This window comes from Microbacterium sp. SCN 71-21 (assembly GCF_001725695.1).
Lineage (GTDB): Bacteria > Actinomycetota > Actinomycetes > Actinomycetales > Microbacteriaceae > Microbacterium > Microbacterium ginsengisoli.
Genome location: NZ_MEGA01000010.1, coordinates 1 through 13,997, shown reverse-complemented (window position 1 = coordinate 13,997; position 13,997 = coordinate 1). Strand labels below are relative to the sequence as shown.

The window sequence follows — 13,997 nt, the reverse complement described above, 5'->3', positions numbered from 1 at the left end:
AGCTAGCAGGGCCGAACCCCGGGTTTCGCTATGAGTATCCGCTCACGCCGATGTGAACGGATGCCCCGTGGCCCCGGTCCTGCGGGTCTATCCACAACACAAAGGAGTGTTCATCGTGAGCAACCAGACCGACATCATCTCGCGCCCGACGTTCGTCGCCGGTGTCGCGGACCCGGGCGCTCTCGGCCTCGCCGCGTTCGCCCTCACGACGTTCGTGCTGAGCGTCGCCAACGCGGGGTGGATCCCCGACGCCGGGGCCGGCGCGCTGGCCCTCGCCCTGTTCTACGGCGGCATCGCCCAGCTGCTCGCCGGCATGTGGGAGTTCGTGAAGGGCAACACGTTCGGCGCCGTCGCGTTCACCTCGTACGGCTCGTTCTGGCTGGCCGTGTGGTTCCTGCTGACGAACGACGCGCTCGCCAAGGCGGCCGGCGCCGACGGACTCGCCGTCTTCTTCCTGGCGTGGACGATCTTCACCTTCTACATGACCATCGGCGCCATCAAGGCGAGCCGCATCGTGCTGCTGGTGTTCATCGCCCTGCTGATCACGTTCGTGCTCCTCACGATCGGCGCGTTCAGCGGCAGCGCGACCGCGACCAACATCGGCGGCGTCGTCGGTCTCGTGACCGCCGTGCTCGCCTGGTACGGCTCCGCGGCATCCGTCATCAACTCGACCTGGGGACGCACCGTCCTCCCGATCGGCGCCCCGAAGGCGAGCTGACCGTGTCGACCATCGAGCACGCCTCCGCGATCGAGAACCTCGCGCACGAGAACCGGCGGTTCCCGCCGAGCCCCGAGTTCGCGGCGGCCGCCAACGTGACCGCCGACATCTACCGGGAGGCGGATGCCGACCGGCTCGCCTTCTGGGCGGACAAGGCGGCGCGGCTGGACTGGGCCGAGCCCTGGACCCAGGTGCTCGACTGGAGCGACCCGCCGTTCGCGAAGTGGTTCGTCGGGGGCCGGCTGAACGTGGCGGTGAACTGCCTCGACCGCCACGTGGCGGCCGGCCTCGGCGACCGGGTCGCGTATCACTTCGAGGGCGAGCCGGGCGACACCCGCACCATCACCTACCGCGAGCTCACCGAGCGGGTGTGCCAGGCGGCGAACACGCTCACCGCGCTCGGCGTGCAGGAGGGCGACCGGGTCGCGATCTACATGCCGATGATCCCCGAGACGATCATCGCGATGCTGGCCTGCGCCCGCATCGGGGCACCGCACACCGTGGTGTTCGGCGGCTTCTCGGCCGAGGCGCTGCGCACGCGCATCCTCGACTGCGACGCCCGGGTAGTGATCACCGCTGACGGCGGCTACCGCAAGGGCTCTGCGGTGGCGTTGAAGCCGGCGGTCGATGAGGCGCTGACCGGATGCCCCGACGTGAGGTCCGTGCTGATGGTGCGCCGCACCGGACAGGACGTGGCCGTCACCGAGGGTCGCGACCTGTGGTGGCATGAGAGCGTCGACCGCGCCAGCACGTCGCACGATGCGCAGGCGTTCGATGCGGAGCATCCGCTCTATGTCATGTACACCTCGGGCACGACCGGCAAGCCGAAGGGCATCCTGCACACGAGCGGCGGGTACCTCACCGGGTGCTCGTTCACCCAGTGGGAGACCTTCGACCTCAAGCCCGAGACCGACGTCTACTGGACGGCGGCCGACATCGGGTGGGTGACCGGCCACAGCTACATCGTCTACGGTCCGCTGTCGAATGCGACGACCTCGGTGCTCTACGAGGGCACACCCGACACGCCCCACCAGGGGCGCTGGTGGGAGATCGTGCAGAAGTACGGCGTCACGACGCTGTACTGCGCGCCGACGGCGATCCGCACGTTCATGAAGTGGGGTCACCAGATCCCCGAGGGGTACGACCTGTCGAGCCTGAAGCTCATCGGGTCGGTGGGTGAGCCCATCAACCCCGAGGCGTACATGTGGTACCGCGCGCACATCGGCGGCAACCGGGTGCCCGTGATCGACACGTGGTGGCAGACCGAGACGGGCTCGATCATGATCAGCCCGCTCCCGGGCATCACGGCCGGCAAGCCCGGCGCGGCCATGAGCGCGATGCCGGGCATCGGCGTCGACGTGGTCGACGAGCAGGGCGAGTCGGTCGGCAACGGCCAGGGTGGCTACCTGGTGCTGACCGAGCCGTGGCCGTCGATGCTGCGCACGATCTGGGGCGACCCGGAGCGGTTCAAGGAGACCTACTGGTCGCGGTTCCCGGGTCGCTACTTCGCGGGCGACGGGGCCAAGCGCGACGAGGACGGCGACCTGTGGCTGCTGGGTCGCGTCGACGACGTGATGAACGTGTCGGGGCACCGCCTCTCGACGACCGAGATCGAGTCGGCACTCGTGTCGAACCCGAAGGTCGCTGAGGCGGCCGTGGTGGGGGTCGACGACCCCGTGACCGGTCAGGCGGTCGCTGCATTCGTGATCCTGCGCAAGGAGGCCGGAGACGGAGGTGACCACGTGACCCGTGAGCTGCGAGAGCACGTGGCCAAGGAGATCGGCAAGATCGCGCAGCCCCGTCAGATCATGGTCGTCGCCGAGCTGCCGAAGACGCGCTCGGGCAAGATCATGCGTCGCCTCCTGCGTGACGTCGCCGAGAACCGGCCCGTGGGTGATGTGACCACCCTCGCCGACTCGGGCGTCATGGACGCGATCAAGACCGGCATGCAGTCAGGTGCTCACGACGACTGATCCGGCCTGACGCGCAGGGGCCGGCTTCGCGGATGCCGCGGCGCCGGCCTTTGCGCGTGCGGTCAGCGCATTCCGGTGCGCACCCACCGCTGGACACGCCAGATGCCGTTATAGAGGTTCCACGGCGCGAGGTCGAAGGTGTCCCAGCGCTGGCCGACATGCGCCGTCCAATCCGGGATGCGTCCGCAGCACACGCGGTGACCGAACGCACGGAAGAGCGCGTTGCAGAGTGCCTTATGCATAGTTGTTGCCTCTCATGATTCGCTGGCCCCGAGCGGGGCTAGCGTGGGCAACGACTCATGCGGCGATCGTAGACCTTGTGATGTCGGATGTGGGCGGGAAGATCCGTGTGTGTCCACGTCTTCCCTCGGTCCGACGAGCGTGTGGTGCATGTTCTGTTCGAGGCACGTGACTCGACTTCTCGCAGAAGCTGACACGCCGCGCTATTGCGCTCCGTCGTGCGCGAAGGCCGGTCAGGACGAACGTCGCGCGCGGCGTGGCGGTGTTGCCGGGAACAATGTGCAGGTGACGTCTGCCGCGCACTGGCGTCTGGCAGTGGGTGAGCGCCACATGGTCGGCAGTCTTGTCGATGGGCTTGCCCGGTGCGAAACGACGGGAAAAGTTCGCTACGACACGCTCATCGAGGCCTGGGTCGCGGCCTTCGTCGATTTCGCGGATGACGCCGGGCTTGCCGCATTTGTGTGCGGGGAGTGTCACGGTGCGCACCTCGGACACCCTCGGCGCAAGGACGGCCGTGCGGGAATCCGTGTGGCACGTCGCTCATATGATGCGGCGCTTGCGCAGATGTTCTCGACCATTCGAGAGCTACGCGAGCAGGCGCGGCCGCAGGGCAAAGCAAAACCCCCGCCATGTAGAAGCTAGGCGAGGGTTTCTGGGACCGTTGTAACGACGGTCCGTGTGGCTCCGACGGGCGTCGATCCCGTGACCTCACGATTTTCAGTCGTGCGCTCTACCAACTGAGCTACAGAGCCGCGCGGCATATCTGCCGCGTCCTAGACGAAGGGCCCTCTGCTAAGAAAGGGCCCGTCGCTCGGAGCGACCCTGACGGGACTTGAACCCGCGACCTCCGCCGTGACAGGGCGGCACGCTAACCAACTGCGCTACAGGGCCATGCTTGTTAAGTTGTGTGCCGGTGAGTGTGACCCCAACGGGATTCGAACCCGTGCTACCGCCGTGAAAGGGCGGCGTCCTAGGCCGCTAAACGATGGGGCCGGGCGAAACTCGACATCCCGAGGGATTCGGCGGTCACGCTTGCCGACGCTCAAGCATACGCAAACGAACGCCGTTGCACCAAACCGAGCGATCATGCGATTCGTGGCAGCCCCGCGTGGGCTCCCGCAGCCTCCTGCTCCACCCCGCAGAATGACGAAGGCGTGCGGTCAACCTTCAACCTGTGCTTGATTCCTTCGTGAAGGTGACGCATGTTATTAGTGATGCAGATGTGACTCGAGCACCGAAGGGATGCCTCGTGACCGACGACACCACTCAGGTGGACCACACCGACGAGTGCGATTGCGCGCCCTCCGCGCGTGAGCAGCGCGCGCTGTGGCCCGACGTGAGCCGTCGCGCGCTCTTCGGTGCGGGGGCACTCGGCATCGTCGCCGTCGGCGCGGTCGCTTCCGGGTTCTCGACTCCCGCCTTCGCCGCCGACTACCCCAGCTGGGCCGACGTGCAGGCGGCGAAGAACAACGAGGCCGCGAAGCAGTCCGAGATCACGAAGATCAACGGCCTCATCTCGCAGCTGAACACGCAGGTCACGCAGACGCAGGCGGCCGCTGATCAGGCGTCGCAGGTCTTCTACACCGCGCAGCAGGCGTTCTTCGACGCGAGCCAGAAGGCCGCCGACATCCAGGATCAGGCCGACAAGCAGTCCGCCGCCGCCCTCGAGGCGGCGAACCAGGCCGGTCGCCTGGCAGCGCAGCTCTACCGCTCCGGTGGCGACAACGCGTCGCTGCAGATCTTCTTCGCCGGATCCGCCGCGGGGGCCAACGATCTCCTCGCCCGCCTCGGCACGATGGACCGCCTGCTGCAGCGCAACAACGACGTCTACACGAACGCGGTCACCGCGCAGAACCTCGCGCAGTCGCTCAGCGACCAGGCCAAGGTGCAGGCCGATGAGCGCGACAAGCTCCAGCAGCAGGCCAATGACGCGATGACCGCGGCGCAGAACGCCGCCCAGGCGGCGCAGGCCGCCCTCGCGAACCAGCAGAGCCACCTGCAGGACCTCCAGGCGCAGCTGCAGGCGCTGCAGGATCAGACCGCCAAGACCGTCGCCGACTACCAGGCCGGGGTCGAAGCCGCACGCAAGGCCGCCGAGGCGGCGGCCGCGGCGGCAGCGGCGGCGGCCGCGAAGGCCGCCCAGGAGGCCGCGCAGGGCGGCGGCGGTGGCGGAGGCGGCGGCGCCTCGTCGAGCGGGTGGGCCCGCCCCGCGAACGGGCCGATGACCTCGCCCTACGGCCCCCGCTACGCCCAGTGCGGTCCGTCGTACTGCGCCAGCAGCTTCCACTACGGTCTCGACATCGCCAACGGCACGTGCGGCTTCCCGATCTTCGCGGCCAGCGCCGGCACGGTCGTCCACGCCGGCCCCAACGGCGGCTACGGCAACTACGTCAAGATCGACCACGGCGGCGGCATCGGCACGGGGTACGCGCACATGCAGAACGGCGGCATCCTCGTGTCCTACGGCCAGCAGGTCTCGGCCGGCCAGGTCATCGGGCGCGGCGGCGAGACCGGCAACGCGTTCGGATGCCACCTTCACTTCGAGTTCTACGTCAACGGATCGCCGAAGAACCCGCAGCCCCTCATGGCGCAGCGCGGCATCAACATCTAGTCGACACAGCGAAGGGGGCGGATGCCGCGGCATCCGCCCCCTTCGTCATGTCGGGGTGAGGGCGCTCAGTGCCCTTCGGCCTCGAAGCGCGCGAACGCCTCGGAGACGAGACGCTCGGCCTCGGCCGCGTCGGCCCACTCGTCGACCTTGACCCACTTGCCGGGCTCGAGGTCCTTGTAGTGCTCGAAGAAGTGGGTGATCTCCTTCTGCGTGTACTCCGGGATGTCGGCGACGTCCTGGATGTGCGCCCAGCGGGGGTCCTTGGCGAGCACGGCCACGACCTTGTCGTCGCCGCCGGCCTCGTCGCTCATCTTCAGCACGCCGACCGGGCGCACCTTGGCGCCGACGCCGGGTGCGAGCTCCTGGTCGAGCAGCAGCAGCACGTCGAGCGGGTCGCCGTCCTCGCCGAGCGTGTTCTCGAAGAACCCGTAGTTCGCCGGGTAGCCGAACACCGTGTAGAGGATGCGGTCGAGGAACACCCGGCCGGTCTCGTGGTCGACCTCGTACTTCACGCGGCTGCCGCGCGGGATCTCGATGACGGCGTCGTATGCGCCCATGTGCGTGCTCCTTAGATCAGGGGCTGGGATGCCGCCCCTCAGCCTAGTGCGGCGGCCTCGGCGACATCGGGGCGGGCGTCACGAGCCGTCGGGTGCGCTCGCGCGCCGCGTTCGCGCCGCCCTACGGTAAAGGCATGCCCGCACTGGATCCCGCCGTCGCCGAGGTGCGCCTCGCGGTGCGCACGGCACTCTCGGGTGTGGAGGCGACGTCGGTCGTCATGGCGCTCTCGGGCGGACCCGACTCCCTCGCCCTCGCCGCCGCGACCGCGTTCGAGGCGCCGAAGCTCGGCATCGCCGCGACCGCGGTGATCGTCGACCACGCGCTGCAGCCGGGGTCGGATGCCGCCGCCTCCCGCGCCGCCGATCAGGCGCGTGCGCTCGGGCTCGCCGCCCGCATCGTGCGGGTCGAGGTGACCGCAGCGGGTGACGGGCCGGAGGGGGCCGCGCGCTCCGCGCGCTACCGCGCGCTCACCGGGGCCGCGGCCGACCTCGGCGCGGCGGCCGTGCTCCTCGGGCACACACTCGACGACCAGGCCGAGACCGTGCTGCTGGGCCTCGCCCGCGGAGCGGGCGCCACGAGCCTCGCCGGCATGGCCGCCGTGCGGCGGGACGAGGCATCCGGGGTTCTGCTGGTGCGGCCGCTGCTCGCGGTGCGCCGCGCGACCACTCTCACCGCGTGCGCGGCGGCGGGCCTCGAGCCCTGGCACGATCCGCAGAACGCCGACCCGGCATTCGCACGGGTGCGAGTGAGGGAGCTGGTGCTGCCGGTGCTCGAGCGCGAGCTCGGCCCGGGCGTCGCCGAGGCCCTCGCCCGCACCGCCGACCAGTTGCGCGAGGACACGGCCGCCTTCGACGAGATGATCGACGAGACCATCGAGGACATCGTCGAGCACGCCGAAGCGGGCATCTCCGTCTCGGTCGGCGCGCTCGCCGCGAATCCTCCGGCGCTACGCCACCGCATCATCCGCCACGTCGTGGCGAGCGAGTTCGGTCAGAGCCTCACCCGCACGCAGACCCTCGCGGTCGCCCGCCTCGTCACCGACTGGGCAGGGCAGGGACCCCTCGACCTGCCCGGCTGCCGGGCTCGCCGCGTCGGCGCCCGCATCGAGTTCACCGCCGCAGGGCCCCCCTCCTAGACTCGACCCATGCGCGCCGTCGACCTCGCCTCCGACCTCGAGACCGTTCTCGCGACCGAGGAGGAGATCCGCGCGAAGCTCGACGAGATCGCCACTCAGGTGGCGGTCGACTACGAGGGCAAGGAGCTCGTGCTCGTCGGCGTGCTCAAGGGCGCCGTCATGGTGATGGCCGACTTCGCCCGGGCGCTGCCGATGCTCGTTCCCATGGACTGGATGGCCGTCTCCTCATACGGCGCCGGCACCAAGTCGAGCGGCGTCGTGCAGATCCGCAAAGACCTCGACACCGACATCCACGACAAGCACGTGCTGATCGTCGAGGACATCATCGACTCCGGCCTCACCCTCAGCTGGCTGCTCGAGAACTTCGCCGCCCGCGGCGCCGCATCCGTCGAGGTCTTCGCCCTGTTCCGCAAGCCGGATGCCGCGAAGGTGCACGTCGACTGCCGCTACGTCGGCTTCGAGATCCCGAACGAGTTCGTCGTCGGCTACGGACTCGACTACGCCGAGAAGTACCGAAACCTGCGTGACGTCGCGGTTCTCGCCCCCCACGTCTACGCCTGACGCGTCGTCGGGCGGCCGGGCCGCGGCATCCGGATTCGCCCAGTTCGCCGTGGGCGAATGCACAGACCCGCCATAGTGGGCGAGCGCTAACCTGAGGGAACCGTTCACGAGGCGGAACGTCGACGAAAGGCGCTCGGGCGCAGGCTCGAATCATGGACTTCAAGAAGATCACCCGCAATCCGATCATCTACGTGCTGCTGATCGGTCTGCTGCTCATCATCGGGTTCTCCCTCATCTCGAGCCTCGGCGGAGCCAAGCAGATCTCGACGCAGGAGGGTCTCAACCTCCTCAAGGGCGGAACCGTCAGCAAGGTGGTCAACACCGACGGCGACCAGCGCGTCGACCTCACCCTCTCGACCCCCTACAACGGCTCGAGCGATGTGCAGTTCTACTACGTGAACGCCCGCGCGACCGACGTGGTCAACGCGATCGACGCGGCCAACCCCTCGGGCGGCTACAACGACGTCGTGCCGCGCACCACCTGGCTCGACAGCCTGCTCTCGCTCGCCGTGCCCTTACTCCTCCTCGGCCTCGTGTTCTGGCTGCTGCTGTCGATGTCGCAGGGGGGCGGCAGCAAGATCATGCAGTTCGGCAAGTCGCGAGCGAAGCTCGTCACCAAGGAGACCCCGACGGTCACCTTCGACGACGTCGCCGGCTCCGACGAGGCGATCGAGGAGCTGCAGGAGATCAAGGACTTCCTGAAGGACCCGACGAAGTTCCAGGCGCTCGGCGCCCGCATCCCGAAGGGCGTGCTGCTGTACGGCCCTCCCGGAACCGGCAAGACCCTGCTCGCCCGCGCCGTCGCCGGCGAGGCGGGCGTGCCGTTCTACTCGATCTCGGGCTCGGACTTCGTCGAGATGTTCGTCGGCGTCGGCGCGAGCCGCGTGCGCGACCTGTTCAACCAGGCCAAGGAGAGCGCGCCCGCCATCATCTTCATCGATGAGATCGACGCGGTCGGACGCCATCGCGGCGCCGGACTCGGCGGCGGGCACGACGAGCGCGAGCAGACGCTCAACCAGATGCTCGTCGAGATGGACGGCTTCGACCCGAAGGCCAACGTCATCGTCATCGCGGCGACCAACCGTCCCGACATCCTCGACCCGGCCCTGCTGCGACCCGGCCGCTTCGACCGCCAGATCGGCGTCGACGCCCCCGACCTGAAGGGCCGCAAGAAGATCCTCGAGGTGCACGGGCGCGGGAAGCCCCTCTCCGACAGCGTCGACCTCGAGGTCATCGCCCGCAAGACCCCCGGGTTCACCGGTGCCGACCTCGCCAACGTGCTCAATGAGGCGGCGCTGCTGACGGCCCGCTCGAACGCGCAGCTCATCGACATGCGCGCCCTCGATGAGGCCATCGACCGCGTGATCGCCGGACCTCAGCGCCGCACGCGCGTGATGAAGGACAAGGAGAAGCTCATCACCGCGTACCACGAGGGCGGCCACGCCCTCGCCGCGGCGGCGATGAACCACACCGACCCCGTCACGAAGGTCACGATCCTCCCGCGCGGCAAGGCGCTCGGCTACACGATGGTGCTGCCGCTCGACGACAAGTACTCGATCACCCGCAACGAGCTGCAGGACCAGCTCACCTACGCGATGGGCGGTCGCGTGGCTGAGGAGATCGTGTTCCACGACCCGACCACGGGCGCCTCGAACGACATCGAGAAGGCCACCGGCATCGCCCGCAAGATGGTCACCGAATACGGCATGACCACCGACGTCGGCCCCGTGAAGCTCGGCTCGAGCTCGGGTGAGATGTTCCTCGGGCGCGACATGGGTCACGGCCGCGACTACTCCGACGAGCTCGCCGAGCGCGTCGACGTACAGGTGCGCGACCTCATCGAGCAGGCCCACAACGAGGCCTACCAGGTGATCAACGACAACCGCGACGTGCTCGACAAGCTCGCCCTCGCGCTCCTCGAGAAGGAGACGCTCGACCACCTCGAGCTCGCCGAGATCTTCAAGGACGTGCGCAAGCTGCCCGAGCGCCCCCAGTGGCTCTCGAGCACGAAGCGCCCGGTCTCGGCGCTGCCGCCGGTCGACGTGCCGCGCCGTCGCGAGCAGGAGGGCGTCGCCGCCCAGACCGAGGCCGCCGACGAGGGGGCTGCAGCGAAGAAGGCTCCGCGCCAGCGTCCGACCGGACAGGCCCGCCCCGCGACCGCGTAGGCTCGGCGCATGGCCGTCGACCGTGCACGTGTCGCCGCGCTCGTGAGGGAGCTCCTCGAGGCGATCGGCGAGAACCCCGACCGACCCGGACTCCGGCAGACGCCTGAACGGGTGGCCGACGCCTACGGCGAGTTCTTCGCCGGGGTCGACGCCGATCCCGCGGCAGCTCTCTACCGCACCATCTCGATCAGCCGTGGCCCCGCGCCCGACACACTGCCGAGCGGCGCCGTCATGCTGCGCGACATCGACTTCCGTTCGGTCTGCGAGCACCACCTGCTGCCGTTCCGCGGCCGGGCGCACCTGGCCTACCTCCCCGGCGAGAAGGTCGTGGGCCTCGGTGCTCTCCCGCGCGTGGTCGAGGTGCTGTCGGCCCGCCCGCAGGTGCAGGAGCGCCTCGGCGAGCAGATCGCCGACACCATCGCCGACGGGCTCGACGCCCGTGGGGTGCTCGTCGTGCTCGACGCGGTGCACGGCTGCGTCACCTCCCGCGGCGAACGGCAGCCCGACGCGTCCACCGTCACGATCGCCGCACGCGGAGAGCTCGCTGAGCCCGCCGCCCGCGCCGAGCTCATCGCCCTGATCGGAGCGAACCGCTGATGGGATGCCTCGTCATGGGCATCGTGAACGCGACCCCCGACTCGTTCAGCGACGGCGGTCGCTACCTCGACCCCGACCTCGCCGTCGCCCACGGGCTGAGGCTGCGCGAGCTCGGCGCCGACATCCTCGACATCGGCGGCGAGTCGACACGGCCCGGTGCCGTGCGCGTCACCCCCGAGATCGAGCAGGAGCGGGTGCTGCCGGTCGTGCACGCGCTCGCCGCCGCAGGAGCCGTCGTGAGCATCGACACCATGAACGCCTCGACCGCGGTCGCGGCCGTCGCCGCCGGTGCGCGCATCGTCAACGACGTGTCGGGCGGTCTCGCCGACCCCGATCTGCTCGCGGCCGTCGCCGCCACCGGCGCCGACGTGGCGCTCGGGCACTGGCGCGGCCACTCCGACGACATGTACGCGCAGGCCCAGTACGACGACATCGAACGCGAGGTCGCCGCAGAGCTCGTCGGACGGGTCGAGGCGGCGGCCGCGGCGGGCATCAACCCGGCCCGTGTCATCCTCGACCCGGGTCTCGGCTTCGCCAAGCGCGGCGACCACGAGCCGCAAGGGGTTCCTCGCCGCAGCGCTCGGGGGCGAGGCATCCGAGGCCCGCCGCGACCTCGCCACCGCGGTCACCAGCGTGCTCGCCGCCGACGCCGGAGCCTGGGCGGTGCGCGTGCACGACGTCGTCGCCACCCGCGACGCGCTCACCATCGCCCGCGCCTGGCAGGAAGGGAAGGCATGAACCCGCTCGACGAGATCGCGATCACCGGCATCCGCGCATTCGGACGCCACGGGGTGTTCGCCCATGAGCGCGCCGAAGGGCAGGAGTTCGTCGTCGACGCGGCGCTCTACCTCGACGGCGCGGTCGTGCAGCGCGCCGCGGTCACCGACGACGTCACCGACACGGTGCACTACGGCGAGGTGGCGGTGCGCATCGCCGAGATCATCGGCGGCGACCCGGTCAACCTCATCGAGACCCTCGCCGAGCGCATCGCGACCGCCGTGCTCGAGGGCTGGCCGGTGCACATGGTGCGCATCACCGTGCACAAGCCGCAGGCGCCCATCCCCGTGCCGTTCGACGACGTGACCGTCAGCGTCACCCGCGTGCGCATCGAGGGAGCGCTGTGAACCGGCGGCTCGCGCAGGGCGTCGGCGACGAGGCATCCGTCACCGCCGTCGTCGCCCTGGGGTCGAACCTCGGCGACCGCGGCACCACGATCGAGGCCGCCGTCGCCGACCTGCGCACGCTGCCGGGCACGAGCGCGCTCGAGGTCGCTCCCGTGCTCGAGACCGTCGCGCTCACCCTGCACGGGCCGGATGCCTCGGCCCCGCCGTATCTCAACACGGTCGCACTCGTCACCACGACCCTCCGACCCGCCGAGCTGCTCGCCGCCCTCCACGAGATCGAGGCGCGGCACGGGCGGGTGCGTCGCGAGCGCTGGGGCGACCGCACGCTCGATCTCGACCTGATCGCGTACGACGACGTGCACTCCGACGACCCGGCGTTGCTGCTGCCTCACCCGCGCGCTGCCGAGCGCGACTTCGTGCTGCGCCCGTGGCTGGCCGTCGACCCCGACGCGGTGCTGCCCGGTCGCGGTCGCGTCGACGCGCTGCTCGCCGCGCTCGACGACGGGGGCCCCGCGTGAAGCGCACGAGCCCCCTCGCCCTGTTCACCGCGGCTGTGCTCGGCCTGGGTGCCGGGTTCCTCGTCGACCAGCTGCTGACCGCGGGTGGGCGCGCCACCTTCACGCCCGCCATCGGACTGCCGATCCTGCTGGTGCTGCTCGGCCTCGCCGAGATCCTGCTGGCACTCCCGATCCGCCGAGCCACCCGCGCGACGGTCAAGGTCGACATCGACCCGTTCCGGGCGGTGCGCATCGCGGTGCTCGCGAAGGCCTCCTCACTCGTCGGTGCGGTCGTCGCCGGGTTCGCGCTCGGACTGCTGCTGTTCGTGTCGACCCGCCCGGCCACCCCCGACTCCGGCGCGCTGCTGCCGATCATCCTCACCGCGGCGGCGGGCGTCGCGCTGGTGGTCACCGCCCTCGTCGCCGAACACCTGTGCACCCTGCGGAAGGACGACGATGACGACGACTCCGGACCCGGCGCTCCCGCGATCGAGCCGCACCGTCATTGAGCCGGGCCTCGACGCCGAGGTGCTCGATAGGGGCACTTTCGCGCCGGTCGGTGCGCCGCGCCGCGGCTGGCTGACAGGCACGGATGCCGCGGATCCCGCACCGTGGCATCGGCTTGCGCGGCCCTACCTCAGGACCGAGCTGATCGAGCTCGCGCTGTGGACCGTTGCGGTGGTGGGGGCATCCGTTGTTCTCGGCATCTGGACGGGCGCGTGGTGGCCGTATCCCGTGGGCGGTGTGCTCGTCGTCGTGCTGGTCGTGTGGGCGGCGATCCTGCCGCGACGCCTGCGGTCGTGGGGCTACCGCCTGCGCGCCGATGACATCGTCGTGCGGCGGGGCATCCTGCTGCAGCGCGAGCTCGCCGTGCCCTACGGGCGGCTGCAGCTCGTCGACATCGCCCACGGTCCGCTCGACCGGGCGTTCAGCATCGCGCAGGTGAAGCTCGTCAGCGCCGCCTCGACCGGCAGCGTCGTGCTGCCGGGGCTGCGGCAGGAGGCCGCCGAGCTGCTGCGCGACGCGCTGATCGAGCTCGCCGAGCAGCGCCGGACACCGCTGTGAGCGATCCCGTCGAGGCGGGCGACCAGGGCGGTGCGGTCGAGGGGGTGTCCGCCGGCGCTCACGGCGACCCGCGACCCGACCCGGCGGCAGCGCTCTCGGGATCGGTGCTCACGGATGGCGCGTGGCACCGGCTGCACCCGCTGACGCCCGTCTTCCGCGGCGGGCTGGTCGTCGTGGTCGTCGCGGGCGTGCTCATCGCGAACCTGCGCGAGCGCCTGCTCGCGTTCGTGGTGCCGATGTTCGCGCCGGGGCCGCATCCGCCGGCCGACGACCCGCGGGATCCCGTCGACTACGTGTTCGCCCACAATCTGGTCTTCCTCGTGCTGCTCGGCGCGATCGTCGTCGCGCTGCTGCTCGTCGGGCTGTTCGCGCTGTCGTGGCGTTTCCACACGTTCCGGGTCACGGCCGCCGACGTCGAGGTGCGCCGGGGCGTGCTGTTCCGCTCGCACCGCCGTGCCCCGCTCGACCGCGTGCAGGGCGTGAACCTCACCCGCCCGCTCGTCGCGCGCCTGGTCGGCATGGCGAAGCTCGAGGTGATGGGCGCCGGCCTCGACTCCAACGTGGAGCTGTCGTACCTGTCGACGCGGTCGGCCGAGGCGGTGCGCCGCGACATCCTGCGCCTCGCCTCGGGCGTGCGGGCCGAGACGGATGCCGCGGGCCCCGGCCCGCACGCCGGCCGCCTGGCCTCGGCGCGCGCGGCCGTGGGCGACGGTCTGACGGGTCTGGTCTTCGGGGCGGAGCCCGCGGCATCCG

At 70.4% G+C, this 13,997-nt stretch carries 15 protein-coding genes, 3 tRNA genes and 1 pseudogene; 14 read left to right on the top strand and 5 right to left on the bottom strand.

Features of this window, described 5'->3' with window-relative positions; translation table 11 throughout:
• Positions 1–115: 115 nt before the first annotated feature.
• Positions 116–718 (top strand): acetate uptake transporter, encoded by a 603-nt coding sequence (locus ABT08_RS02370; RefSeq protein ID WP_048809080.1) that lies wholly within the window; start codon positions 116–118, stop codon positions 716–718.
• Positions 719–720: 2 nt separating this feature from the next.
• On the top strand, positions 721–2,691 hold the full coding sequence (acs, locus tag ABT08_RS02365) for an acetate--CoA ligase (RefSeq protein WP_056519801.1): 1,971 nt from the start codon (positions 721–723) through the stop codon (positions 2,689–2,691).
• A gap of 62 nt (positions 2,692–2,753) precedes the next feature.
• Here the strand turns inward: acs and ABT08_RS02360 are convergent, their stop codons facing one another.
• Positions 2,754–2,933, bottom strand: coding sequence for a hypothetical protein (locus ABT08_RS02360; protein WP_056209654.1), 180 nt, complete (start codon positions 2,931–2,933; stop codon positions 2,754–2,756).
• A 283-nt stretch (positions 2,934–3,216) separates the two neighbouring features.
• Between ABT08_RS02360 and ABT08_RS02355 the strand changes: the two genes are divergently transcribed.
• Positions 3,217–3,573, top strand: coding sequence for a hypothetical protein (locus ABT08_RS02355; RefSeq protein ID WP_156454806.1), 357 nt, complete (start codon positions 3,217–3,219; stop codon positions 3,571–3,573).
• 37 nt (positions 3,574–3,610) lie between these two features.
• Here ABT08_RS02355 and ABT08_RS02350 read toward each other — a convergent pair.
• The 3 genes from ABT08_RS02350 to ABT08_RS02340 form a co-directional block, all read right to left on the bottom strand.
• Positions 3,611–3,683: transfer RNA gene (locus ABT08_RS02350), tRNA-Phe, on the bottom strand.
• Positions 3,684–3,748: 65 nt separating this feature from the next.
• Positions 3,749–3,822, bottom strand: a tRNA-Asp gene (locus ABT08_RS02345).
• A 29-nt stretch (positions 3,823–3,851) separates the two neighbouring features.
• Positions 3,852–3,924 (bottom strand) — tRNA-Glu (locus ABT08_RS02340).
• 256 nt (positions 3,925–4,180) lie between these two features.
• On the opposite strand from ABT08_RS02340, the gene ABT08_RS02335 reads away from it, so the two are divergent.
• Positions 4,181–5,542 (top strand): M23 family metallopeptidase, encoded by a 1,362-nt coding sequence (locus ABT08_RS02335; RefSeq protein WP_056209657.1) that lies wholly within the window; start codon positions 4,181–4,183, stop codon positions 5,540–5,542.
• Between the two features lie 65 nt (positions 5,543–5,607).
• Here the strand turns inward: ABT08_RS02335 and ABT08_RS02330 are convergent, their stop codons facing one another.
• On the bottom strand, positions 5,608–6,099 hold the full coding sequence (locus tag ABT08_RS02330) for an inorganic diphosphatase (protein ID WP_045247504.1): 492 nt from the start codon (positions 6,097–6,099) through the stop codon (positions 5,608–5,610).
• 134 nt (positions 6,100–6,233) lie between these two features.
• Between ABT08_RS02330 and tilS the strand changes: the two genes are divergently transcribed.
• The 10 genes and pseudogenes from tilS to ABT08_RS02280 all read left to right on the top strand — a co-directional run.
• On the top strand, positions 6,234–7,235 hold the full coding sequence (gene tilS / locus ABT08_RS02325; RefSeq protein WP_288113886.1) for a tRNA lysidine(34) synthetase TilS: 1,002 nt from the start codon (positions 6,234–6,236) through the stop codon (positions 7,233–7,235).
• Positions 7,236–7,244: 9 nt separating this feature from the next.
• On the top strand, positions 7,245–7,796 hold the full coding sequence (gene hpt / locus ABT08_RS02320) for a hypoxanthine phosphoribosyltransferase (RefSeq protein WP_056209660.1): 552 nt from the start codon (positions 7,245–7,247) through the stop codon (positions 7,794–7,796).
• Positions 7,797–7,948: 152 nt separating this feature from the next.
• Positions 7,949–9,961, top strand: a complete 2,013-nt coding sequence (ftsH, locus tag ABT08_RS02315; protein ID WP_056209663.1) for an ATP-dependent zinc metalloprotease FtsH — start codon at positions 7,949–7,951, stop codon at positions 9,959–9,961.
• A gap of 9 nt (positions 9,962–9,970) precedes the next feature.
• Positions 9,971–10,558, top strand: coding sequence for a GTP cyclohydrolase I (gene folE, locus ABT08_RS02310; protein ID WP_045247501.1), 588 nt, complete (start codon positions 9,971–9,973; stop codon positions 10,556–10,558).
• Positions 10,558–11,296 (top strand): annotated as a pseudogene (gene folP / locus ABT08_RS02305) (dihydropteroate synthase). The gene folE and the pseudogene folP overlap by 1 nt, the downstream one beginning before the upstream one ends.
• Positions 11,293–11,682 carry a dihydroneopterin aldolase gene (gene folB / locus ABT08_RS02300; RefSeq protein ID WP_045247499.1) on the top strand — a complete coding sequence of 130 codons (390 nt, stop codon included), beginning with the start codon at positions 11,293–11,295 and terminating at the stop codon, positions 11,680–11,682. The pseudogene folP and the gene folB overlap by 4 nt, the downstream one beginning before the upstream one ends.
• Positions 11,679–12,200 carry a 2-amino-4-hydroxy-6-hydroxymethyldihydropteridine diphosphokinase gene (gene folK, locus ABT08_RS02295; RefSeq protein ID WP_056209668.1) on the top strand — a complete coding sequence of 174 codons (522 nt, stop codon included), beginning with the start codon at positions 11,679–11,681 and terminating at the stop codon, positions 12,198–12,200. Before folB ends, folK begins: the two co-directional genes overlap by 4 nt.
• Entirely contained in the window at positions 12,197–12,688 is a 492-nt protein-coding gene (locus ABT08_RS02290) for a DUF3180 domain-containing protein (protein WP_045247497.1), read from the top strand. The genes folK and ABT08_RS02290 overlap by 4 nt, the downstream gene beginning before the upstream one ends.
• Positions 12,636–13,244 carry a PH domain-containing protein gene (locus tag ABT08_RS02285; RefSeq protein ID WP_045247496.1) on the top strand — a complete coding sequence of 203 codons (609 nt, stop codon included), beginning with the start codon at positions 12,636–12,638 and terminating at the stop codon, positions 13,242–13,244. The genes ABT08_RS02290 and ABT08_RS02285 overlap by 53 nt, the downstream gene beginning before the upstream one ends.
• The coding region (locus tag ABT08_RS02280) for a PH domain-containing protein (RefSeq protein WP_288113883.1) at positions 13,241–13,997 on the top strand (757 nt) is incomplete at its 3' end. The genes ABT08_RS02285 and ABT08_RS02280, both read left to right, overlap by 4 nt.